Source organism: Gluconobacter sphaericus (genome assembly GCF_016757795.1).
GTDB classification, from domain to species: Bacteria; Pseudomonadota; Alphaproteobacteria; order Acetobacterales; family Acetobacteraceae; genus Gluconobacter; species Gluconobacter sphaericus.
This window is the reverse complement of record NZ_CP068419.1, coordinates 480,007-501,894: the sequence shown is the minus strand read 5'-3', so window position 1 is coordinate 501,894 and position 21,888 is coordinate 480,007. Positions and strand designations below refer to the sequence as shown.

General features: G+C 58.4%; 19 protein-coding genes and 1 pseudogene. 15 read left to right on the top strand and 5 right to left on the bottom strand.

Going from position 1 to position 21,888, the window contains the following annotated elements:
- Window positions 1-382: 382 nt before the first annotated feature.
- The gene (locus IGS75_RS02525) at window positions 383-577 is read left to right on the top strand and encodes a hypothetical protein (protein ID WP_141351615.1); all 195 of its coding nucleotides are present in this window, start codon (window positions 383-385) and stop codon (window positions 575-577) included.
- Between the two features lie 174 nt (window positions 578-751).
- Here the strand turns inward: IGS75_RS02525 and IGS75_RS02520 are convergent, their stop codons facing one another.
- Window positions 752-3,175 (bottom strand): TonB-dependent receptor plug domain-containing protein, encoded by a 2,424-nt coding sequence (locus IGS75_RS02520; RefSeq protein WP_237468936.1) that lies wholly within the window; start codon window positions 3,173-3,175, stop codon window positions 752-754.
- Between the two features lie 258 nt (window positions 3,176-3,433).
- On the opposite strand from IGS75_RS02520, the gene IGS75_RS02515 reads away from it, so the two are divergent.
- Window positions 3,434-4,630, top strand: coding sequence for an SMP-30/gluconolactonase/LRE family protein (locus IGS75_RS02515; RefSeq protein ID WP_202257482.1), 1,197 nt, complete (start codon window positions 3,434-3,436; stop codon window positions 4,628-4,630).
- Window positions 4,631-4,701: 71 nt separating this feature from the next.
- Here the strand turns inward: IGS75_RS02515 and IGS75_RS02510 are convergent.
- The 4 genes and pseudogenes from IGS75_RS02510 to minC form a co-directional block, all read right to left on the bottom strand.
- Window positions 4,702-5,076: pseudogene (locus IGS75_RS02510) on the bottom strand (YidB family protein); the annotation flags it as partial.
- A gap of 71 nt (window positions 5,077-5,147) precedes the next feature.
- Window positions 5,148-5,426 carry a cell division topological specificity factor MinE gene (gene minE, locus IGS75_RS02505; protein WP_141351606.1) on the bottom strand — a complete coding sequence of 93 codons (279 nt, stop codon included), beginning with the start codon at window positions 5,424-5,426 and terminating at the stop codon, window positions 5,148-5,150.
- A gap of 4 nt (window positions 5,427-5,430) precedes the next feature.
- Window positions 5,431-6,243: a septum site-determining protein MinD gene (gene minD / locus IGS75_RS02500; protein ID WP_141351604.1), complete on the bottom strand. Its 813-nt coding sequence runs from the start codon at window positions 6,241-6,243 to the stop codon at window positions 5,431-5,433.
- Window positions 6,244-6,390: 147 nt separating this feature from the next.
- Window positions 6,391-7,119 carry a septum site-determining protein MinC gene (minC, locus tag IGS75_RS02495; RefSeq protein WP_202257481.1) on the bottom strand — a complete coding sequence of 243 codons (729 nt, stop codon included), beginning with the start codon at window positions 7,117-7,119 and terminating at the stop codon, window positions 6,391-6,393.
- Between the two features lie 77 nt (window positions 7,120-7,196).
- Between minC and fzlA the strand changes: the two genes are divergently transcribed.
- From fzlA to rplL, 13 genes are all read left to right on the top strand, one after another.
- Window positions 7,197-7,865, top strand: coding sequence for an FtsZ-binding protein FzlA (gene fzlA, locus IGS75_RS02490; RefSeq protein WP_041110865.1), 669 nt, complete (start codon window positions 7,197-7,199; stop codon window positions 7,863-7,865).
- An 11-nt stretch (window positions 7,866-7,876) separates the two neighbouring features.
- The gene (locus IGS75_RS02485; RefSeq protein WP_202258072.1) at window positions 7,877-9,052 is read left to right on the top strand and encodes a BaiN/RdsA family NAD(P)/FAD-dependent oxidoreductase; all 1,176 of its coding nucleotides are present in this window, start codon (window positions 7,877-7,879) and stop codon (window positions 9,050-9,052) included.
- Window positions 9,053-9,201: 149 nt separating this feature from the next.
- A complete protein-coding gene (locus IGS75_RS02480; RefSeq protein ID WP_141351600.1) occupies window positions 9,202-9,447 on the top strand; it encodes a hypothetical protein in 246 nt (81 codons plus the stop codon).
- Window positions 9,448-9,493: 46 nt separating this feature from the next.
- Window positions 9,494-10,726 (top strand): DNA recombination protein RmuC, encoded by a 1,233-nt coding sequence (locus tag IGS75_RS02475; RefSeq protein ID WP_202257480.1) that lies wholly within the window; start codon window positions 9,494-9,496, stop codon window positions 10,724-10,726.
- 64 nt (window positions 10,727-10,790) lie between these two features.
- A complete protein-coding gene (locus IGS75_RS02470) occupies window positions 10,791-11,522 on the top strand; it encodes a response regulator transcription factor (protein WP_141351596.1) in 732 nt (243 codons plus the stop codon).
- A complete protein-coding gene (locus IGS75_RS02465) occupies window positions 11,509-12,939 on the top strand; it encodes a sensor histidine kinase (RefSeq protein ID WP_202257479.1) in 1,431 nt (476 codons plus the stop codon). Before IGS75_RS02470 ends, IGS75_RS02465 begins: the two co-directional genes overlap by 14 nt.
- 170 nt (window positions 12,940-13,109) lie before the next feature.
- Window positions 13,110-16,277, top strand: a complete 3,168-nt coding sequence (locus IGS75_RS02460) for an efflux RND transporter permease subunit (protein WP_141351667.1) — start codon at window positions 13,110-13,112, stop codon at window positions 16,275-16,277.
- On the top strand, window positions 16,274-17,566 hold the full coding sequence (locus IGS75_RS02455) for an efflux RND transporter periplasmic adaptor subunit (protein ID WP_174787551.1): 1,293 nt from the start codon (window positions 16,274-16,276) through the stop codon (window positions 17,564-17,566). Before IGS75_RS02460 ends, IGS75_RS02455 begins: the two co-directional genes overlap by 4 nt.
- Window positions 17,566-19,236, top strand: coding sequence for an efflux transporter outer membrane subunit (locus tag IGS75_RS02450; RefSeq protein ID WP_237468934.1), 1,671 nt, complete (start codon window positions 17,566-17,568; stop codon window positions 19,234-19,236). The genes IGS75_RS02455 and IGS75_RS02450 overlap by 1 nt, the downstream gene beginning before the upstream one ends.
- Before the next feature lie 99 nt (window positions 19,237-19,335).
- Window positions 19,336-19,770 carry a 50S ribosomal protein L11 gene (gene rplK, locus IGS75_RS02445; protein ID WP_008852418.1) on the top strand — a complete coding sequence of 145 codons (435 nt, stop codon included), beginning with the start codon at window positions 19,336-19,338 and terminating at the stop codon, window positions 19,768-19,770.
- Window positions 19,771-19,774: 4 nt separating this feature from the next.
- Window positions 19,775-20,467 (top strand): 50S ribosomal protein L1, encoded by a 693-nt coding sequence (rplA, locus tag IGS75_RS02440; protein ID WP_062110027.1) that lies wholly within the window; start codon window positions 19,775-19,777, stop codon window positions 20,465-20,467.
- A gap of 305 nt (window positions 20,468-20,772) precedes the next feature.
- Window positions 20,773-21,297: a 50S ribosomal protein L10 gene (gene rplJ, locus IGS75_RS02435; protein ID WP_141351592.1), complete on the top strand. Its 525-nt coding sequence runs from the start codon at window positions 20,773-20,775 to the stop codon at window positions 21,295-21,297.
- 68 nt (window positions 21,298-21,365) lie between these two features.
- Window positions 21,366-21,740, top strand: coding sequence for a 50S ribosomal protein L7/L12 (gene rplL, locus IGS75_RS02430; protein WP_141351590.1), 375 nt, complete (start codon window positions 21,366-21,368; stop codon window positions 21,738-21,740).
- The last annotated feature ends 148 nt before the right edge of the window (window positions 21,741-21,888 follow it).

Here is a 21,888-nt window from a genome sequence, read left to right as displayed (position 1 = left end):
GTGAACGCGCTCTATCCTACTCAGGATTTGGTACTACCAGAAAAAACAGATCACCTTTTGATGGAAAAGAGGTGTCATGCAAGGCCTTAGCAGAAGTCTCGCTTAAAAGACTAACCGGAAAAAGTTGAGATAGCATAAACAGGGCAGGTAATCTTTATTCTCGATGATATGTCCGTCGAGAGGCCCCGTTTTCCTGGCTTTTCCCTGGGCGCACTGGTTTGTATGGGGAATTCCCGGTATCTTTACACTATCTGATGTGGCGGGGGTACGGTTGCAGCGGCACCGTAACTGAGATACGGTCAGCTTGTTTGTCCGCGTAGCTCAGCAGGATAGAGCACAGGATTCCTAAGGTTTTGAATTGGGCGCCATGATGGGAAACTGCATGGTGGATTCGCTCAAATTCGGGGAACGCTCTGATCATCTTGATCGTGCCAATCCCGAGCCAAGCTTTCCGGCGTGCCGGCAAGAAGGTGTAGAGACTGTACGGGCGACACCTTGGCTTCCGAGCCGTGGTGAAGAGACAGTCCAGACCACGAACATGCTTGCGGGCATGGCGGTGAAAGCCGAAGTGGTATGAATCCTGGGGCCGGAGGTTCGAATCCTCTCGCGGACACCAAAAAATTCACTGCTTTAAGAACAGTATTTTTTCATCCTGGCGCGACAGGACGAAAAATGCTGTTTTTATCGTAACAGTTGTAGGTTTTGGGAAGCAAGGTGCAGGAGTTCTCCTCCACCTTGCCGTTTTGATGCCTCAAAAGCGGGCTGAAACGTCCAGATAATAATATCCGCCATTCATGCCGAGCTGGGACGTGCTCATGTAATATTTGGGTACGCCAAGATAGCGGTTCCCTTCAGGAACAACGGACGGGAACTTGGCGAAGATGTTGTTGCCCCCGATCGTGGCGCTCCACTTGGGCGTGATGTTATAGGTAACGGAAGCGTTCGTCGTCCATTTCGGCACATTCTGGAACTCCAGATAGTGGCTCGTGGAGTAGGCGTAAGGTCCCGTATAATAGGTGAGCTGGGACGTCGTTTCGCCATAACGGATCTCGTGGACGGAGACGGCCCATTTGTTGCGCGCGGAATGCCAGGTACCGCCGAAGATGATCTTGCTACGCGGATACGCCGTGGTGATGTAAGCGATGGACTGGGCCGTCAGAAGCGGCGTGCCATTCGAGCTGGTGGCCTGATGGCGCAGGCGCGTGCGGTTAAGGTTGATCGCAACATCCCAGTCCGCATGACCATAACGCCCGAAATCGGTCGGATAGGTCGCCGTCAGATCGAGGCCCTGCGTGCGGGTGTTAGCGACATTGGCAAACCAGTGCGTGGCGAGCTGGCTTCCAGTCCAGTTTTCAGATCCTGTGGGTAGGTTGAAGCCATCCGCCTGGAGCGCGCTGTAAGCCTGCGAGCCATAAATCGTACCCCCTGGCATGATCCGGTCACGCAGGTCTATCTGATATACGTCGACGGTGACATGCAGCTTCTTGATCGGTTCAACGATGATGCCACCTTCGGCGCTCGTGGAAGATTCCGGCTTCAGGGCCGAGGCGCCGTTGGCGAGTGCGCCGGCGGAATTCGCCGCAATGATGCCACTGGCAGCGGTCGGCGAGACGGACAGCGCGGAGTAATGTTCCTGCGCCAGCGTCGGGGCGTGGAAGCCATTGCTGAACGTACCGCGGACCGCAAAGCGTGGGCTGAAATCGTAACGAGTCGAGATCTTGCCGGTCTTGGTGTTGCCGACATCCGTGTAATGCTCGATCCGTCCGGCCAGATCGACCTGCCAGTGCTTCATCAGGTTCGTGGAGATGTCGAGATATCCTGCCGCAACGTCACGAGACCACTTTCCGGCATTGGCCGGGTTGGTGCCGGGAAAGCCGTCTGAGCTGGAATAGCTATAGCTGGCCGGAGAGCCGGTTCCGATTGCATAGGCTTCGTAGCGATAGGACGCACCACCTGCGACGTTGATGGCATAGGGCCAGAACGACGTACGGAACTTGCGGCTTAGATCCACGCTGTTTGTCCACTGCGTGTTGTTATAGGACTGCGCGGCAAATGATGTCGGGGTTTCGCCTGTAGCTGTGTACAGCCCTACATTCGTGGTGCTGTCGGCGTTTACAGCATCATAATCCCGACCGAAAACTGACGATACGTCCCAGTGCCAGCCCGCCAGTGTGCCTTTTAGGCCAGCCGTCAATTCGTAGTCGTTTTCTTCCAGAGCCTCGATGGGGGAATAGCCATAAGGGTAGATCGCCGCGTAGCCGGGATATTTGGCGAGCGAAGAGGGCAAGCGGTAGTTCTGATAGGATTCCGCATGACGATGCGCATAGGTCGCACCGGCATAGGCCTGGATATCATCAGTGATGTCATAGCCCGCATTGATGGCGACGCTCTCGCGCGTCTGTTCAGGCTGTCCCAGAAGCTGGTTGACATTGGTGTTGGTGCGGTTGTCGTTCCCCGAGCGGAAGGTATGGTCCTGATGAACGAAATCGCCGCCGATGTGAACAAAGCCGCGATTGTTCAGGTTCAGGCCGCCATCGATGAACACGCCCTGCTGGAAACCATCGCCTTCGCTTGTGATCCCGGTGTTTGAACGCATGGTCAGGCCATGGTTCTGCTTCTTGAGAATGATATTGACCACACCCGCAATGGCGTCCGAACCATACTGGGCGGACGCACCGTCACGCAGGACCTCGATATGGTCGATCATGGACATGGGAATCATGTCGATATCGACAGGCGTGGCCCCCTGCGACGGTCCGCCATCTGCATAGATATTCGCCGTGGTATGGCGCCGCTTGCCGTCCACCAGAACGAGCGTTTCGTTAGGGTTGAGCCCACGGAGCGAAATGCTGTCAGTCAGAGCGCCCGCATCAAAACCGCCTGTGGGAACAGTGAGGGATGGCAGCAACAGCGCCAGAGAGTCGCGGAGTGTGGGCTGGCCTGTGCCTGTTAGCTGACGATTCGTCACGACGTCGACAGGAGCAATCGAGTCTCGCGCTTTCTTTCCGAACTCACGCGTTCCCGTCACAACGACCGCTTCACTGCCCCCTGACACTTCTACGGGCGGTTTCGGAGCCGGTCGGGAAATGGTCTTCCGGGACGCAGGGGTTGCATGGGCCTGTTTATGCTGAACTGGAACCGATTGCGTTGTTGCAGCCCGGCCCTCGTCCATCATCAGGACAAATGCAGAGCCAAGAAGAGAAGTCCCCAGAAGGGTTACATGACGAAGAGAAAACTGGGTCAGCACTGTTACCACGCGATAAGTTAGTATTTTATACGAAATACAAAATCGTTTCGTATTTGCGAAACGTCAACATCATTTTCCGGTTCGGGAAAATTCCGATCACATTTTGTAAGGGGCTGTGGCGATCCTTACACGGTTGGGGCGTTATGGAAATGGTATGTTTTGCAAATGAATTTCGGGAGTTTGTGAATGAAGCGACGTCATTTCCTGCGGGCGGCCTCGGCGGCTCCAGCCTCTCTTGTGGCTTCTGCGGCGCTGCCGGTTGCTCGGGCGCGCGCAGCCGGAAACGAGGATAACGGCACAGGTCCCTACGGAGAGCTAGATATTGTTGCCGAATTCGACGGTCCTGGCCCCTCAGGGATCGTTGTTTTGCCAAATGGTAGAACCTTTGTAGGTTTTCCACGTCATGCTGTGGATCATAAGGGAGCAACTCTCGGTGAACTGGTGCATGGAAAGGTTGTACCTTATCCCAGTTCCGAAATGAGTCTACCTGGGAATGTTCCGGAGGAGTGTCTTGTTTCCGTTCACGGCATGACCATGGACCGGAGCGGTAGGCTCTGGATGATTGATGACGGCAAGCGCGCCGGGCATCCCCTGCAGCCAGGGGCAGCAAAGATCGTCTGCATTGATCCGGCAACGAACCGGGTCGCGCATAAGATTATCCTCAAAGCGCCAGTGCTTCTGCCGGACAGCCACATGAACGATCTGAGGGTGTCGTTGTCGCATGGTGCACAGGGGACTGTCTTCGTGACCGATTCATCGTTCGGAACAAGCCCCGGACTGGTGATTGTTGATGTCGCGACCCAGCAAGCCCGTCGTGTGCTGACGAAGCATCCCGCAATCCTTCCGGAAACCGGATTTCTGGCCATCGTGGAAGGCGAACCCCGCCGCTATATCCCCGGCCATCCGCAATTGGTCTCGGGCGGCGTGGATGCGATCGCGCTGACGAAAGACGAAAAACGCCTTTATTTCGCGCCTCTGACCAGCCGTCGGCTTTACAGCCTGTCGGTGGATCTTCTCGCAGATCCGGCGTCGGATGATGTCGTTCTTGGCCCTGCAATCCGCGATGAAGGCGAAAAGGGAGTGGCGGATGGTCTGACCTTGGATGACCAGAACCGGCTCTATACGACGAATTATGAGCATGACTGTATTCTGCGGCGCGATCCGGATGGATCGTTCAAAATGATGCTCCGCGATCCTCGTGCCCTGTCTCCGGACGGGATCTTTGCGACAGCGGATCATGTCTATTGCACGTTCGGGCAGTGGAACCGCCTCGCATCATTTAATGGGGGGACCGATCGCAGGGTAGCGCCTTATCTTCTGATCCGCTTTCCGATCGAACAGCCACAGCCTTACAATGCTTTGTCGGAGGGGCAGAAAACCTGACCGAGGATATGAAAAAGCCCCGGTGGATTACTCCACCGGGGCTTTCTGTAGCTTCTGTGTAAAACTGTGCTTCAGGCCGTCGTAGACGGTGCCTGACCGTCCGGCGTGTGCTTGTCCACGGCGGCGGGAAGCAGCTGTGCCAGTGCCGGCAGGATGGTGTTGGCGGGCAGACCTGTTTTGCTGACGATCATCTGGATCTGCTGGTCCGTCAGGAGGCTGCGCACTTCATCCGCCGTGATGGGCAGGTTCTCGCCATTACCGATCCAGGAATGAATCTTGTCGGTCAGGCCAGCGCTTTGAGCCTGGCTGAGCAGCATGTTCAGGCCATCTCCTTTGAGGAAATCGCCAATACTGCCGCCAAATTTTTCACCCAGCTGCCCGCCGATGGCACCGACAGCCTGATTCATGAGGTTTCCGAGAAAGCCGCTCATCCGTATTGTTCCGTCTCTTGTAGATGCGGCATCAGAGCCGCATCAAATATCTCTAAAACTGGATTGTGTCCGGAAAAGGCTCTGGATCACGCACCCCGCTTGCCGTTGAGTTCCTGCGGAACCTCGACGTCGATTTCGAGCATGGAGCATCCGCTGCCACGGTCGACCTTGATCTGGACCTTGTCCTGATCAACGGCGACATGACGGGCAATCACTTCCATGATTTCCTTATGAAGCTGGCGGATCAGATCGGACTCGCCGCCCTCGCCCGCACTGCGCTCATGCGCCAGCAGGATCTGCAGACGGTCCTTGGCGACACTGCTGGACTGTTGGCGCCGGGCGAAGATATTTGAGAGAAAACTCATGAACTCATGCGTCCCTCTTGAAGAGCCAGTCAAAGAAACCGCGCTTCTCGACTGGGACCGAGACTTCGAGCTTCTCGCCGCTCAGGCGGCGGGCTGCTTCAAAATAGGCGCGGGCGGGAAGGCTCGCAGGCGCAGCCAGTGTGACGGGCGCACCGACATTGGAGGACTTCAGCACATCCTCGCTTTCGGGCACGATGCCGAGCAGCGGGATAGACAGGATTTCGAGAACGTCTTCGACACTCAGCATTTCCTTGCGCGCAGCGCGGGCAGGGTCATAACGTGTAAGAAGCAGGTGCTTGTCGACCTTCTCGCCCTGTTCGGCCTTTTTGGTCTTGCTGTCGAGCAGGCCGATGATCCGGTCGGAGTCACGGACTGAGCTGACTTCGGGATTAGTGACAATCACGGCCATATCGGCGTGATACATGGCAAGCTGAGCACCACGTTCGATTCCAGCCGGGCTGTCGCAGATCACCCAGTCAAACTTCTCGCGAAGCTCGTCCATCACGCGGGCAACACCCTCGGAGGTCAGAGCATCCTTGTCTCGTGTCTGGGAGGCCGGAAGGATCGACAGAGTCTCGCAGCGCTTGTCGCGGATCAGGGCCTGCGACAGGCGGGCATCGCCCTGCACAACATTGATGAGATCGAAAACCACCCGGCGCTCGGCACCCATGACCAGGTCGAGGTTCCGAAGCCCGACATCGAAATCAACCACAACCACATTCTGTCCGCTCTGAGCGAGAGCGGCGCCGAGTGCGGCGGTCGATGTCGTCTTGCCGACGCCACCCTTGCCGGAAGTGACAACCAGAACCTTGGCCATGAATACTCCAAAAAACGTCTCTGCGGAACGCGTCTGCCTGTGACGGGTCACCGCAACCGGTTTCCCATTCTATGAACGTTTTATACCCTGCGGCAACCTGCGAATAGGGGCGCTTTTGTGGCAGACTCCATCAATTTGCAGTTCAGTTCACGGCGTCAGGGGCAGGACCCGGACGCGGTCTTCGTTCAAAGTGGCCTGTGCGGCCTGCCCGAGGATCGCGGGATCGATGTCTTCCGTCACGGCATAATACCCGTCCAGGGCCAGTAGCTCAGCCAGCATTCGGCTTGCGAAAATCCGGCTCTGGGACTGTCCACCCACTCCGGCGATCGCCCGGCCTCGCAACGTTCCGTACACATGGATGGACCCCGCGGCCACGATCTCTGCGCCGGACGAGACCGATCCGAGGATGATCACGTCGCCCTGCATGTGCTGGATGCTTTGCCCTGAACGGACGGTCTGTTCGATAATGAGCGTCCCCCCACCTGATACCGGTTCTGCCGCACGGGCAGCAGGATCTTCCGGAATCTCGACTTCCCCAGCCGGACGCCCACCGTCGAGCGTCTCCGGCCAGTCCCAGTGCGCGACGGCCGGCCAGTGACGGCTGCCGCCCTCGATGCCGATGATCCGGACACCTCTTTTGCGGATATCGTCCAGTAGCGTTGTCAGGCCCGGCGTGGTTTCGCTGAGAAGGCCGAGGTCCAAAATGACCGGTTTTCCGGTAAAAAGTCCGCCTGAACGGGCGATCTGATGGTCGAGACCTTCCAGCCAGAGGGGGAGAGGCGCCTCGGGGGACAGGACGAGCGCCAGGAAGGAACGGCCGCGCGCACGGATGCGCATGGGCGTGTTCGAAGGTGTAGCGGAAACGGGATCGGGCATCGTGAAAATCGTTGGACCTGTGTCGGGCAGTCGGTGAGGCTCTTGTGAGCGGGTATCGGCTGACTTAGAAAGTGGTAATGCGTATCCTGCATCACCTTCCACTTTCTCCGCAATGCCGTCTCGTGAGGCTTGCCCTCAGCGAGAAGCGACTCCCGTTCGAACCCGTCATTGAGCGGGTCTGGGAACAGCGTGAGGAATTTTTGCATCTCAATCCCGCGGGCGAGGTTCCCGTGCTGGTTGAGGAAAATGGTCTGGCCGTGCCGGGCGGACGCGTCATTTGCGAATATCTCGAGGACGCCTATCCGGATACCCCGCTTCTGGGGCGTACTTTCGCTGATCGTGTCGAGACGCGACGGCTCGTGGACTGGTTCGACACCCGCTTCGCGCAGGAGGTCACCCGGAACCTGCTTGGCGAAAAGGTCGACAAGCGCCAGTTCGGACGTGGTCATCCGGATGGCAATGCGCTGCGGGCCGGTTATGCGAACATGCGCTTTCACCTTGATTATATCGGCTGGCTTGCGGAGACGCGCTCCTGGCTTGCGGGGCCTGCGCTGTCGCTCGCCGATTTCGCGGCCGCAGCCCATCTGTCGGCGCTCGATTTTATCGGGGATGTGAACTGGTCCAAGGCGCCTGCGGCGAAGGACTGGTATGCGCGGGTGAAGTCGCGCCCCTGTTTCCGGGGGCTGCTGTCAGACAAGGTCAGCGGCATCACGCCGCCGGCGCATTACGCCAATCTGGATTTCTGAGAGCCGCCATGATGAACCCCGATGTGATTGTGCTCGGAGCTGGTGCAGCGGGGCTGATGGCTGCGGCGACGGCCGGTCAGAACGGGGCACGGGTCCTGGTTCTGGATCACGGTCCGGAGCCGGGGCGCAAGATCCTGATATCAGGCGGGGGACGATGCAATTTTACTCATCTTGAGACCGGGCCTAACTGTTTCATCTCGCAGAACCGCCATTTCGCGCGTTCCGCACTGGCGCGATACACACCGCAGGATTTTCTCAAGCTGGTGAACCGCTACGGCATTGCCTGGCATGAGAAGGCGCGGGGTCAGCTGTTCTGTGATGGTTCAGCCGGGCAGATCGTGGACATGCTGGTCTCGGAGTGCCGGACCGTTGGCTGTGAGCTGCGGATGCAGACCCGTATTCTGGATGTGCGGCAGGCGGAACACGGCTTCATCGTCGTCACGGATGGGGGCGAGATCCGGGCCGGGGCGGTGATCCTTGCAACGGGCGGCCTGTCCATTCCCAAGCTCGGAGCATCCGACCTGTCGTTGCGACTGGCGCGGAAATTTGGTCTGCGGGTCGTGTCGCCAGCCCCGGCACTCGTGCCGCTGGTTCTGGAGGATGCCGATCCGGAGCTCGCTGGCGTGTCGCTGCCGATCGTGGCGCGCGTGGGCAAGAAGGGCCCGCGCTTTGAAGACGGAATGGTTTTTACTCATCGGGGTGTATCCGGCCCGGCGATCCTGCAGATTTCATCCTATCTTGAAGCCGGGGATGCGGCGCAGATCGATCTTCTGCCCGGGCAGAATGCACTGAATGTGCTTCTGAAGGTCAAGAAAGACCGTCCGAAGGCCCTGCCGCCGAGCCTGCTGGAAGCGCTGCCCCAGCGGCTGGCCCGCGTTCTGGCTGCCGGGCTGGGGGATACGATGCTGGCGAACCAGTCGGACCGCGCAATCAAGGCATTGGCCGAGCGTGTGTCCAACTGGCAGCTTCGCCCCGCCGGTACGGAAGGTTATGCCAAGGCGGAGGTCATGCGGGGCGGGATTGATACGCGGGACCTGTCATCCCAGACACTCGGAGCCCGTGATGTTCCGGGGCTTTATGCAATTGGTGAGGCCGTGGATGTGACGGGCTGGCTGGGTGGCCATAATTTCCAGTGGGCCTGGGCGAGTGGCGTTGCAGCAGGGCAGGCGGCAGCTGGTCATCCCTAGTCGCTCACCAGCCAGTTTGGGGCGTTGCGTGTCTTTGCCACAGGATTGCCATCCTGACGTCCGATCACGCGGCAACCGATGAGGTGGCGATCCGTTTCTGCTTTTCCAATTCCGGTTTTCTGAAACTGGTTGATGAAGGACACATCAAAATGTCTCGTTCTGTTTTCCGTCATGTTCTGCGTGCTGCTGCCGGCCTGTCCTTTCTGGGGCTTGGCGCCTGTGTCGGCACCGCGGCGTCTGGTCCTGTTCCGCCGGGAACGCCGATCGCGGGGTATGGCTATACTTGCAAGGCGGGGATCTACACCTGCAAGATGCCGACGCAGGTTCCGCTTGGTGCGCCATGCTCGTGCCCGGGTCTTGGTGCTGCGTCTTACGGCAATATCCATCAACCCTGAGGCGCTGGCCATTGGCCCAGTTGTGCTGAGGGGGTAGGACTGCGCCATGCAGGAGAATATTTCCGGAATGGTGCAGTTTCTTCCCTGGATCGTGGCGGTTGTAGCGCTGCTGGTCGCATTTCTGACTGTTCTGCGGGGTGGCAATGGCAGTGGCCGGTTCGAGCGTCTGCTGGAGCGTGAGGCGCAGGAGCGCTCACAGGACGTTGAATATCACCGGGCGCATCTGTCGGAAGTCGAGCGGGTGCTGTCGGGGCGGCTGGATCAGTTCCGGCTGGAGACCAGTGAGCGTTTGAGCACGCTGGCGCGAAATCTGGGTCAGGATCAGATCGAGGGACGGCTCCTGCTGTCCGATGCCTTGCGGGAAATGGCGCAGAGCCAGAACGAACAGATCGAGCGTATTCGTGCGACTGTGAACGAACAGCTTCATGGCGCTGTCGAAAAGCAGATGCAGACCAGCTTTCAGCGCGTGGTGGAGCAGTTCAGCGCCATGCAGAAGGCGCTGGGCGAGGTTACGAGCGTTACGGCGCAGATCGGAGATCTGAAGCGTCTGTTTTCTAATGTGAAGACGCGTGGCGGCTGGGGCGAAGCGCAGTGCCGGGCCATTCTGGACGATATTCTTCCCGAAGGCAGTTACGATACGAATTTCCGCCTCGGGGTGGCAGGCGAGAATGTCGAATTTGCGGTGAAGATGCCGGTACGTGGAACGGAGGTGCCGCCGCGGCTTGCGATCGATAGCAAGTTTCCGACCGAAGCTTATGAGCGCTTGCTGAATGCCGCGGAAGCAGGCGATGCACTGGCTGAACGTCAGGCCAGGCGGGAGTTGGAAAACGTCATCCGCTTTGAGGCGAAGAAGATTGCGTCCAAATATATCCTGCCGCCGCTGACGGTCGAATTTGCCGTACTCTATCTGCCGACGGACGGGCTTTATGCCGAAATTGCCCGGATGCCTGGCGTGATTGATGAGATTGGCCGGCTGTACCGGGTTATGGTGATGGGGCCGTCGCTGTTGCCTGCGATGCTTCGGACCGTGCATCTGGGGTATGTCACGTTGACACTTGAGGAGCGGACGGAGGCGATTGCCGGGTTGTTGGGGGCGACGCGGCAGGAGATGCTGCGAATGGACCAAGTTCTTGAAAAGCTGCATCGCAACGCCGGGACCATGGGCAACACGATTGAGGAGGCCCGGCGTCGCACCCGCGTGCTTGGGCGGCGGTTGCGGGCGCTGGACGGAACCGCCGATGAAATGGAAGAAGCTCTGGACGAACCAGCTGGCCTTTGAACATTTTACTCCTTTAAGACCGATTTTAATGGGATGACATCGGGGAGTATCTCATGTGAGGATCATGACCATGACGTCCGTACAAGAACATGGGGCGCCCGAGCGCACTGTCGGATCCTCTCTCCGGCTCCTGCTGATTGAGGATGATGAGAGTATTGCGGCCGAGGTCGCCGAAGAACTCACGACCCGGGGCTATGAGGTCACGCGCGCCGCGACAGGTGTCGAAGGGCTGGATCATGCCTGCACGGGCCAGTTCGATCTGATGATCGTGGACCGAATGCTGCCAGAACTGGACGGGCTGACCGTCATTGAAAGCGTGCGGACCCAGCGGATCAACATTCCCGTTCTGGTGCTCTCCGCGCTTTCTGCGGTGGATGATCGGGTGAGCGGCCTCAAGGCAGGGGGGGATGACTACCTGACAAAGCCCTTTGCCATGGAAGAACTGGCGGCCCGTCTGGAAGCGCTGCTGCGTCGCCCGACGGACAGTCGTGTGACGATGCTCAGGGTCGGTCCGCTTGAAATGGACCTGATCGAGCGGCGGGTGTTTCGCAGTGGGCAGGAAATCGATCTCCTGCCGCGCGAATTCCGGCTGCTGGAATACATGATGCGCCGTCCCGACACCGTGTTGACGCGTACCATGCTGCTTGAGGATGTGTGGAATTACCGGTTCGTTCCTCAGACGAACCTGGTGGATGTTCATATCGGGAAACTGCGTCGCAAGATCGACGTGCCCGGCGAGCCGCCGCTCATTCACAGCATTCGCGGTGCTGGGTTCAGTCTGCGTGTCCCAGGCTGACCTGCGCTTTTCCGAACCCTTCCGGGCTGATCTTTTCCGAACGGCCACGTTCCGGCTGACACTGGCCTTTGTTGTGGCGATTATCGCGGGGATGGCGCTGCAGTTCGGGCTCGTTTACGGCCAGATGAGCGGATACGAACAGCAGCGGTCGACCGATCTGCTTCAGCGTGAGGCGGCGCTGCTGGTTCATGAAACACCGGCCCAGCTTGAATATGAAGTCCGGGAGCGCAGCAAGACCGATCTGCGCGTGATCCTGAACGGCGCAGCTCTGTTCGATATGAGCCGCAATCGGATCGCGGGTGACATCAAGAAATGGCCGGTCGGGCTTGAGGTCTCTCCCCAGACGCAGCGTCTGTGGGATGCGCCGTTGGGGGATACTCCTTACGAAATGCGCTATCTGGCCGTCGAGGTTGAGGGGACGAACGGCAACCGCGACCGTATTCTCGTTCTGGCTCGGTCGCTGCATATGGCCAATGAACTGCGTTACATCACCAAGCGTGCGGCCCTGATGTCCGTGGTACCGGTTGTGGTGTTTGCCCTTATGGCTGGGATTTTCCTGAGCCATCGTGCCCTGGGGCGGATCAAGGACATGCATGAGGCGATCGATCGCATTATGGATGGTGATCTGCACGAGCGTCTGCCGGCTGGTCGCGAGCGGGACGACATCGAGCGTCTTGCGGTATCGGTCAACCGGATGTTGGACCGGCTGGAACATCTGCTCGACGAGATCCGGGATGTGGGTAATGATATCGCCCATGACCTGCGGACCCCTTTGGCACGGGTGAAGGCCAGGCTGGAGCGTGTTTCGGCCATTACGAATGACCCGGCCGCGCTGCAGGGGGCGATCGAGCGGGCGACTTTGGATCTGGAACAGTGTTTTTCCGTCATTACGGCTCTGCTGCGGATTGGCGAAATCGAGAATGGTCGCCGCCGGGCGGGATTTGCCATGTTGGATCTGCGCGAACTAATGGCCGGTGTGGTGGATCTGTATGAGCCCATCGCCGAGACCGAAGGGGTCATGCTGGAAGTTGTGGATTCGGATGAGCCGTTACCGCTTTTTGGAGATAAGGATCTGCTGAACGAGGTTCTGGTCAATCTCGTAGACAATGCGATCAAGTTCACACCTGATCCGGGAACCGTCCGGCTGAGTGCGGGGCAGGGGGCTGACGGGGCGACATGGCTTCAGGTTGCAGATACGGGCATCGGCATTGCCGAGGATGAGCGCAAAGCCGTCATGGGCCGCTTCTATCGTTCGGATAAAAGCCGGCATGTTCCGGGCAGCGGACTGGGACTAAGTCTTGTCTCGGCGATCCTGCGGCTGCACGGAGCGTCAGTGGATATCGTGTCCGCCCATCCAGGCCAGACGTTGCCCGGAGCAGTTTTCACCATTCACTTCGCGCCGTCCGTCGCTGTCTGAAAAGCGCCCATATGTGTCGCATTGTGTCAATATTTTCCGTGTATCTTGATATTTAAACAGAATTTTCCTTGTCGTCTGAGGCTCGATGGATATGAATCGGATCAGTTTGCAAGGGGACACCCGTTGAGAATGACCGGACCAGGAAGAGCCCCAAGGGGTTGTCTGACCGTATGAATGCCATTGTCGTTACCGCGCTGAAGCGGCCTTATACTTTCGTGGTTCTGTCGATCATGATCCTGATCTTCGGGATACGGGCCATTGTTGCGACGCCTACGGACGTGTTTCCATCGATCAAGATTCCGATCGTGGCTATCGTCTGGTCCTATACGGGTTTAATGCCCGAAGACATGTCGGGGCGTATTGTCTACTATTACGAGCGTTCCCTGACAGCAACGGTCAGCAATATCGAGCATATCGAAAGCTCGTCCTATTATGGCCGTGGTATTGTGAAGGTGTTCTTTCAGCCTGGAACCAATACGGCGGTTGCGCAGACGCAGATCACGTCAGTGTCCCAGACTGTTATCAAGCAGTTGCCGACCGGCTCGACGCCACCCCTAATTCTGGCAATGGATGCGTCGTCGGTTCCGGTTCTGACGTTGCAGGTGAACAACCCGACTATGTCCGGGTCGGAAATCTACAACATGGCGTCCAACCTGATCCGGCCGGAACTGATTTCTGTGCCTGGGGCGGCGATCCCCAATCCCTATGGTGGTCTGGCTCCGGACATCATGGTGGATATTGATCCGATCAAGTTGCTGGCTCACAGACTCTCTCCAGAAGATGTGGCGACAGCGCTGAACCTGCAAAATATTGTTCTTCCGGCAGGTGATCAGCGCATCGGGCAGCTGGACTGGATGGTGAAGACGAACTCAGCACCTCTTGATCTGGCGAATTTCAATAAAATGCCGATCAAACAGGTTGGTAATTCCGTGATTTATCTGCGCGACGTCGCATGGGTGCACCGTGGAGGCCCTCCGCAGATTAATGCAGTCCTTGTGAAGGGGCAGCAGGCGGTCCTGATCGTTGTTCTCAAGAGCGGTGACGCCTCCACGCTTTCCGTTGTGAGTGGCATCAAGAAACTCCTGCCACAGATCGAGGCGACGCTGCCGGCCGGAACGACGGTGAATGTCCTGACCGATGCGTCGAGCTTCGTGAAGGAATCAGTCGTGGATGTGGTGCGTGAGATGATCACCGCCGCGATCCTGACCAGTCTGACGGTCATGTTGTTCCTGGGTTCGTGGCGCTCGACCGTGATCGTAGCGACCTCCATTCCGTTGGCGATGCTGTGCTCGATCATCGGGCTGAGTATTGCCGGGCAGTCCATTAATGTGATGACGCTGGGCGGTCTGGCGCTGGCGGTCGGTATTCTCGTGGATGACGCGACCGTCATGATCGAGAATATCGATGCTCATCTCGAGACCGGTAAGGACCTCGAAGATGCTATTATCGATGCGGCGAACCAGATCGTCATTCCGACCTTCGTATCCACAACCTGTATCTGCATCGTGTGGCTGCCGCTGTTCGAGTTGACGGGTATTTCTGGCTGGCTGTTCATGCCGATGGCCGAAGCCATCATTTTCGCGATGATCGCGTCTTTCATTCTGTCGCGAACACTGGTTCCAACCATGGCGAACTGGATGCTGGCAGCGCAGGTCCGGATGCATCGCGATCCGGAATGGCATAACCGCAAGCTAAGCATTTTTGGCCGTTTCCAGAGGGGTTTCGAGGCGCGGTTCACCAGCTTCCGCGAGCACTACAAAGTGATTCTCGAGACCCTGATCTCGATCCGTGGCCGTTTCGTGACACTGTTCCTGCTTGCGGCGGTTTCGTCCATGGCGCTGCTGCTGTTCATCGGGCAGGACTTCTTCCCGGAAATCAAATCCGGTACGCTGCAAATGCATATGCGTGCCCCGATCGGTACCCGGCTTGAAGAAAGCGGCAAGATCGCCGGACTGGTCGAGCGCCGGATACGCAGCCTGTTGCCTGGTCAGGTAGTCAATGTGGTGAACAACTGTGGTTTGCCGTTCAGTCAGTTGAACCAGGCCATGATCCCATCTCCGACCGTGGGGGCACAGGACTGCGACATCACGCTTCAGCTTCGCAATTCCGAAAGTCCGATCGCCGAATATCGCAGGACTCTCCGCAAGGGGCTGACCAATGATTTCCCGGGAACCATCTTCACGTTCCAGCCGGGTGATCTCACGGCCAAGATCCTGAATTTCGGTCTGCCGTCACCGATTGACGTGCAGGTGGTGGGGCGTAATCTGAATGATAACTTCCGCTTTGCCAGACAGCTCGCCAAGAAACTGCGCCGTATTCCGGGTATTACGGATGTCTCCATCCAGGAGCCGATGACGCAGCCGACCATCATGGTGAATAACCGCCGAAGCTTTGCGCTGGGAACTGGAATCACCGAGCGGGACGTAGCGCTGAATGCGCTGGTTACGCTGTCCGGTAGTGGCCAGGTCGGCCAGACTTATTACCTGAATGCGCAGGGTACGTCGCAGCTGATCGACGTTCAGACGCCTGCGAACTATCTGCAGACCATGAACGATCTGGAGATCCTCCCGATCGATAAGGGGGACGGAAACCCGACCAACCAAGCTCCGCAGCTCCTGGGTGGTCTGAGTGAACTCGTGCAGACCGGGACGCCGGCGGAAGTCGCGCATTATAACATCATGCCGGTCTTTGATATCTATGCAGCGCCTGAAGACATAGATCTGGGAACTCTCTCGAGGGCGGTGAACCGGATCGTGAACAATGAGCGCAAGCTGCTACCGCATGGATCGAGCATGGTGGTCCGAGGTCAGGCCGTGACGATGAATGACGCCTATGTCCAGCTGATTGGTGGCCTCGCGCTCTCAATCATTCTGGTCTATCTGATCATCGTCGTGAACTTTCAGTCCTGGCTTGATCCTTTCGTCATCATTACCGCTCTGCCGGGTGCCTTGGGGGGTATCTCCTGGAGCCTGTTCCTGACCCATACCTCTATGTCGGTCCCGGCTTTGACGGGTGCGATCATGTGTATGGGTACGGCTACGGCTAATGCTATCCTCGTGGTGTCGTTTGCCCGTGAACGGATGGATCATCATGGTGATGCTATCACGGCAGCGCTGGAAGCGGGTTATGAACGTATCCGTCCGGTTCTGATGACAGCGCTGGCGATGATGATCGGCATGATCCCGATGTCCATCAGCAATTCCGACAATGCGCCGCTGGGCAAGGCGGTGATCGGCGGGCTTCTTGTGGCAACCGTTGCCACCCTGCTTTTTGTTCCCTGCGTTTTTGCCCTTATTCATTACAAGCGGCCTGCTGGGCCTGAAGGAGACCGCGCGTGAGCCATTCTACGGATCAGGGGCAGGTGCCTCCGACAAACCATCCGGCACGCACGGGGTCTGGAACACGCGGCAAGCTTGTCCTGCTGGTAGTGATCCTGCTGGCGATCGCCCTGGCAGCCTGGGGGATTGTGCAGCGGGGAGCGCATTATCATTCCCTGGCTGGCGCGACAGATGAAGCGGCCATTCCGCCTGTCACTCTGATTGCACCGCAGCCAGGTCCGAAGACGCGTCAGGTCGATCTGCCTGCCAATCTGGCAGCCTGGTATGAAGCGCCGATCTACGCGCAGGTCTCGGGCTATGTGAAAATGTGGTACAAGGACTATGGCGCGCATGTGAAGCGCGGTGATGTTCTGGCGGAAATCAGTACCCCCAGCATCGACGCCCAGTACGAGGCGGCCAAGGCGCATTACAACGTCATTCTGGCGCGGTACAATCTGGCTCTGATCACGACTAAGCGTTGGACGGCCCTGAAGGGAACACAGGCTGTGTCGCGTCAGGAAGTGGACGTGCAGGCCGCCAATGCCGCCGCCCAGAAAGCCGAGCTCGAAGCTGCGCTCCATGACGTGGACCGCTTTCAGGCCCTGGAGGACTTCAAGAGGATCGTTGCGCCGTTCGACGGGATCGTGACGTCGCGTCTGGTGAACGTGGGTGACTATGTGAACGCGGGTGGAGGCAATCTTAATTCACGGGGTGCGGCGTCCGAACTGTTCTCGGTCGCTGATGTGCACCGCATGCGCGTGTTTGTGTCGGTTCCGCAGGATTTCGCCAGTGTCATTTCTCCGAAAATTGAAGCTGAGCTGACGGTGCCGCAGTATCCGGGGAGCCGTTTTCGCGCGACGTTCCTTGCAACAGCTAACGCCTTTAATGCCGCGACCCGTACGGTCACGACTGAGCTGACACTGGATAACAGCGATAATCTGCTGTGGCCGAACTCCTATGCGACGGCGCATATTTCGGCTCCTGGAAATCCGAATATCCTGATCCTGCCGGTAGGCGCGATCATCTTTCGGGCCGAAGGGACGCAGGTGGCCAAGGTTATTAATAACCACGCCCATCTGGTGAATGTGAAAGTCGGCATCAACTTTGGCACGACGGTCCAGATCCTCAGCGGCCTTACACAAGACGACCGTGTGGTTGCCAACCCTACTGCTGATCTGCTGGAAGGGGACGAAGTCAAGATCGTCCCGACTACACCGGGATACAACACGCCGAGCAAAGTGCAGCAGGATTCGGATCAGAAACCTGTCCGTCAGCATGATGCAAACCCTGAAGAGGCCGGATCTCGCTGATGAAACCGGAATGTTCTCAGTCATCCCCGCTCCCGTCATCTCCGTCCGTAACGGTTCCTTCCAGACGTAACCGTTCCAGGTGGCGGATCACGACGGCTCTGGCTGGTGTGCTCTCGATCGGGCTGGCGTCATGTGATCTGTCGCCTGAATATCACCCCCAGAAGTTCCTCTATCCGAAAGGATGGGAAGGACAGGGGATGATGGGCAATGCGCAGCCTGCGGATGGCGTTGTCCGCAGTGACTGGTGGACCATGTTCAACGATCCCATTCTCGATGGGCTCGAAAAGCGTATGTTGGCCGTCAATCCCGATCTGCAGGCCGAGGCGGAAGCCTTCACGCAGGCCCGTGATGTGGCCCGCGAGACGGAAAGCCGTCTGTACCCGCAGGTGACTGGCGGGGCTCATATGAGCGACAATAAGGGCTCCATCGGCCGGCTCTATAACAACCCGGCCAGGAGCACCAGTCTCGTTTATGAGTCTAATCAGGCCTATAGTGGTGCAGCGACCTGGGAGCCGGATTTCTGGAACTCGATCCGTAACACCACGCGGATGCAGAAAAACCTGGCGCAGGCTTCGGCAGGTCAGTACGCACTCGCCAGGCTGAGTCTGGAAGCGGAACTGGCGTCCGACTATATTGCCTTGCGTGGGCTTGATGCTCAGAACGCAGTTTATGATGATTCCATCCGCTACTTCCGGGCTGCTGTTGAGATCACGGAACTGCGTCAGGCGGGTTCGATCGGTGCTGGCTTGGATGTCTCGCGCGCCGAGACACAGCTCTATTCTGCGCAGGCAAGCAAGAGCAATCTGATCGCCAGTCGCAACGTCATGGAGCATGCGATTGCCGTCCTGCTCAATACGGCCCCCGCAGGTTTTCATATCGCGCCCGTCAAGGACGTGAAAATGCATTTCGGGGTCTTGAAGATCAATGCGGGATTGCCTGCATCGCTTCTGGAGCGCCGTCCGGATATCGCCATTGCCGAGCGGCAGATGGCTGCTTCGGCCCGGGCCATCGGTGTGTCACGCGCCGCCTTCTACCCGCATATCACTTTCAGTGCCGACGGTGGTTTCGAGGATGGTGGCTTCGATCTCGCCAGCATCTCCCGGGCATTCTGGAAAATTGCGGTTCAGGCGGTCGAGCCGGCCTTTACCGGTGGTCTGCGGCGTGCAGCGCTGCAGCGCTCCTGGTCGCAGTACCGGGGTATGGTGGACAACTATCGCTCTGTTGTCCTGTCCGCGTTCCAGGATGTCGAAGATGGGCTGACGCAGACACGTCAGTTTAAAGTCGCGCAGGATCAGCAGCAGAAGGCCGTGGATGCGGCGCTGCGCACGCAGAGCATGACTATGGCGCTCTATACGGGTGGCCTGTCGAACTATCTTGATGCTCTTGTGGCCCAGCAGGATGCCCTGCAGGCGCGTCTGGCAGAGGTCGAGGTGCAGACGGCACAGGTCCAGTCCTCCGTGCGTCTGGTGCGTGCTCTGGGCGGCGGCTGGAATGCCAGTGATTTGCCAGGCATCAAGCAGATCGATCCGTTTGGCCCGCTTCAGTATGGGGATCTGCGAACGCCGAAGGCCGTGAACGGTATCGACAATCATGCGTCCTCGCTGGACAATGATCTTCGTGGCGATCACGTGTCGGATAATGTCTCGCAAGGCTTGACGGGGCGCCCCTGACTGGTCTAGGGGTCCGCCTCACTTCGGACGCGGGAGGGGGAGGCTTAGCCGACTCCGTAGAACCGCGGTTCGGGAACTACAAACAGGGGAGTCCCGGATATGGCCAAAAAAGTTGTTGGCTACATCAAGCTTCAGATTCCGGCTGGTAAAGCCAATCCTTCTCCGCCGGTTGGTCCGGCTCTGGGTCAGCGCGGCCTGAACATCATGCAGTTCTGCAAGGAGTTCAACGCCAAGACGCAGCAGCTCGAGCCCGGTATGCCGATCCCGGTGGTCATCACCGCCTATGCGGATCGCACGTTCTCCTTCATCACGAAGACGCCGCCGAACACGTACTTCCTCCTGAAGGCCGCCAAGATTTCCAAGGGTAGCCAGACGGTTGGTAAGTCTGCTGCGGTTGGTTCTGTGACGACGGCTCAGCTTCGCGAAATCGCTGAGACGAAGTTCAAGGACATGAACGCCAACGACATTGATGGCGCCGTGCGCATGCTCGCCGGTTCTGCCAAGTCGATGGGCCTGAACGTGGTGGAGGGCTGATCCCATGGCTAAGAACAAGCGTCTGAACGCCGCACAGGCAACTGTCGAGCGTAACAAGCCCTATGGTCTGACCGAGGCTGTGGCACTCGTGAAGAGCAACGCCAAGGCAAAGTTCGACGAGACGATCGAAATCTCGCTGAACCTCGGCATCGACCCGCGTCACGCTGACCAGATGGTCCGTGGTCTGATCTCCCTGCCGAACGGCACAGGCAAGACTCTGCGTGTCGGCGTGTTCGCCCGTGGTCCGAAGGCTGAAGAGGCCCTGGCTGCTGGTGCGGAAGTCGTCGGTGCGGAAGATCTGGCTGAAAAGATCCAGGCTGGCGAAATCAACTTCGACCGTTGCATCGCGACGCCGGACATGATGGCTCTCGTGGGCCGCCTGGGTAAGATCCTCGGCCCGCGCGGTCTGATGCCGAACCCGCGTCTCGGGACGGTGACCATGGATGTCAAGGGTGCCATCACGGCAGCCAAGTCCGGTCAGGTTGAATACCGCGCTGAGAAGGCTGGTATCATCCATGCAGGTGTTGGTAAGGCTTCTTTCGATGAAGCCAAGCTGGTCGAGAACATCAATGCTCTGGTCGATGCTGTGCAGAAGGCTCGTCCGACGGGTGCCAAGGGTACGTATCTGAAGAAGGCGGCTTTGTCTTCCACGATGGGGCCGGGCGTTCGCGTTGATGTTTCGAGCTTCGAAGCCTGATTGACAGGCGGTCTTCCTTCTGGGAAAGACCGCCACGAAATGACGTCACGCCTTCGGGGGTGATGGCTGAGGGGTGGCCTGCTTGCAGGTCGCTTCCAAACCTGTCCAAGACCGCACGTGGGCCTTTGGGTCTTTAAGGATCCTTCGGGATCGCGGGCGTCAGACGGGGCGGCGGTATTAAGTGGCTCTGCTGCGATGTACTGGGTTCGCTCACTTCTGTGGACAGGCGAGCGGAGTTATTTCGAAAGAAGTGGCTCCATGGGTAACCTGGTCCGGTGAGAGCCGGGCTGACGAGGAGACAGGTTTTGGACCGTACGGAAAAACGGGCCTTTGTTGAGTTCCTCGCCGATGTGTTTGGCAGCACGTCCATGGTTGTCGTCACCCAGAACAAGGGTCTGACGGTTGCTGATGTGACGGAACTGCGTCGACGCATTCGTGCGGCAGGAGCGACATACAAGGTTGCGAAGAACCGGCTGGCCAGCCGCGCTCTGGATGGGACCCAATTCGACGGCATCGCGCCGCTGCTCAAGGGACCGACCGCGCTTGCGTGGTCCGAGGACCCGGCATCGGTGGCAAAGGTGATCGTCGAGTTCGCCAAGACGAACGACAAACTGGTGGTGCTTGGTGGCGCCCTCGGTTCCCAGACGCTTGGCGTCGACGGAATCAAGGCCCTTGCCGAGCTGCCGTCGCTGGACGAGCTGCGCGCAAAGCTGGTGGGTATGATCAATACCCCGGCCACGCGTATCGCAGGTGTTGTCCAGGCGCCGGCTGGCCAGCTTGCTCGCGTCTTGGGTGCCTATGCCAAGGCCGGCGAAGCAGAAGCCGCCTGAGAATGAGGGTCCGCGCTGCGGCGTAGGCCTTGAATCTGATCAACAGTACATCAATTTAGGATAAAACCATGGCCGATCTGGCAAAGATTGTTGAAGAGCTGTCCGCTCTGACCGTTCTGGAAGCTGCAGAACTCTCCAAGATGCTCGAAGAGAAGTGGGGCGTTTCTGCTGCTGCTCCGGTTGCAGTTGCTGCTGCTGCCGGTGGCGCTGCTGCTGCACCTGCTGAAGAGCAGACCGAATTCACGGTTGTCCTGGCTGACGCTGGCGACAAGAAGATCAACGTGATTAAGGAAGTCCGTGGCATCACGGGCCTGGGTCTGAAGGAAGCCAAGGACCTGGTCGAAGGCGCGCCGAAGACTGTCAAGGAAGGCGTGTCTAAGGACGAAGCCGCCAAGATCAAGAAGGCTCTTGAAGACGCCGGCGCCAAGGTCGAAGTCAAGTAATTTACTGACTTCAGGCTGCTTCGCTAGCGAAGTGGCTTCTGCCTGGCAGACAGATGGGGCGGGGATCGCATGCGGTTCCCGCCCGATTTGCCGTTGGAGCAAAACGGGCGTATAGTGCGCGGCTCGCCACGTACTGAAAATTTCATAA

Excerpts from the sequence above, each read along its gene's own strand:
- IGS75_RS02525 (WP_141351615.1), top strand. The coding sequence starts at position 383 with ATGGTGGATTCGCTCAAATTCGGGGAACGCTCTGATCATCTTGATCGT.
- IGS75_RS02520 (WP_237468936.1), bottom strand. The coding sequence starts at position 3,175 with ATGATGGACGAGGGCCGGGCTGCAACAACGCAATCGGTTCCAGTTCAG.
- IGS75_RS02515 (WP_202257482.1), top strand. The coding sequence starts at position 3,434 with ATGAAGCGACGTCATTTCCTGCGGGCGGCCTCGGCGGCTCCAGCCTCT.
- minE (WP_141351606.1), bottom strand. The coding sequence starts at position 5,426 with ATGAGTTTTCTCTCAAATATCTTCGCCCGGCGCCAACAGTCCAGCAGT.
- minD (WP_141351604.1), bottom strand. The coding sequence starts at position 6,243 with ATGGCCAAGGTTCTGGTTGTCACTTCCGGCAAGGGTGGCGTCGGCAAG.
- minC (WP_202257481.1), bottom strand. The coding sequence starts at position 7,119 with ATGCCCGATCCCGTTTCCGCTACACCTTCGAACACGCCCATGCGCATC.
- fzlA (WP_041110865.1), top strand. The coding sequence starts at position 7,197 with ATGCGTATCCTGCATCACCTTCCACTTTCTCCGCAATGCCGTCTCGTG.
- IGS75_RS02485 (WP_202258072.1), top strand. The coding sequence starts at position 7,877 with ATGAACCCCGATGTGATTGTGCTCGGAGCTGGTGCAGCGGGGCTGATG.
- IGS75_RS02480 (WP_141351600.1), top strand. The coding sequence starts at position 9,202 with ATGTCTCGTTCTGTTTTCCGTCATGTTCTGCGTGCTGCTGCCGGCCTG.
- IGS75_RS02475 (WP_202257480.1), top strand. The coding sequence starts at position 9,494 with ATGCAGGAGAATATTTCCGGAATGGTGCAGTTTCTTCCCTGGATCGTG.
- IGS75_RS02470 (WP_141351596.1), top strand. The coding sequence starts at position 10,791 with ATGACCATGACGTCCGTACAAGAACATGGGGCGCCCGAGCGCACTGTC.
- IGS75_RS02460 (WP_141351667.1), top strand. The coding sequence starts at position 13,110 with ATGAATGCCATTGTCGTTACCGCGCTGAAGCGGCCTTATACTTTCGTG.
- IGS75_RS02450 (WP_237468934.1), top strand. The coding sequence starts at position 17,566 with ATGAAACCGGAATGTTCTCAGTCATCCCCGCTCCCGTCATCTCCGTCC.
- rplK (WP_008852418.1), top strand. The coding sequence starts at position 19,336 with ATGGCCAAAAAAGTTGTTGGCTACATCAAGCTTCAGATTCCGGCTGGT.
- rplA (WP_062110027.1), top strand. The coding sequence starts at position 19,775 with ATGGCTAAGAACAAGCGTCTGAACGCCGCACAGGCAACTGTCGAGCGT.
- rplL (WP_141351590.1), top strand. The coding sequence starts at position 21,366 with ATGGCCGATCTGGCAAAGATTGTTGAAGAGCTGTCCGCTCTGACCGTT.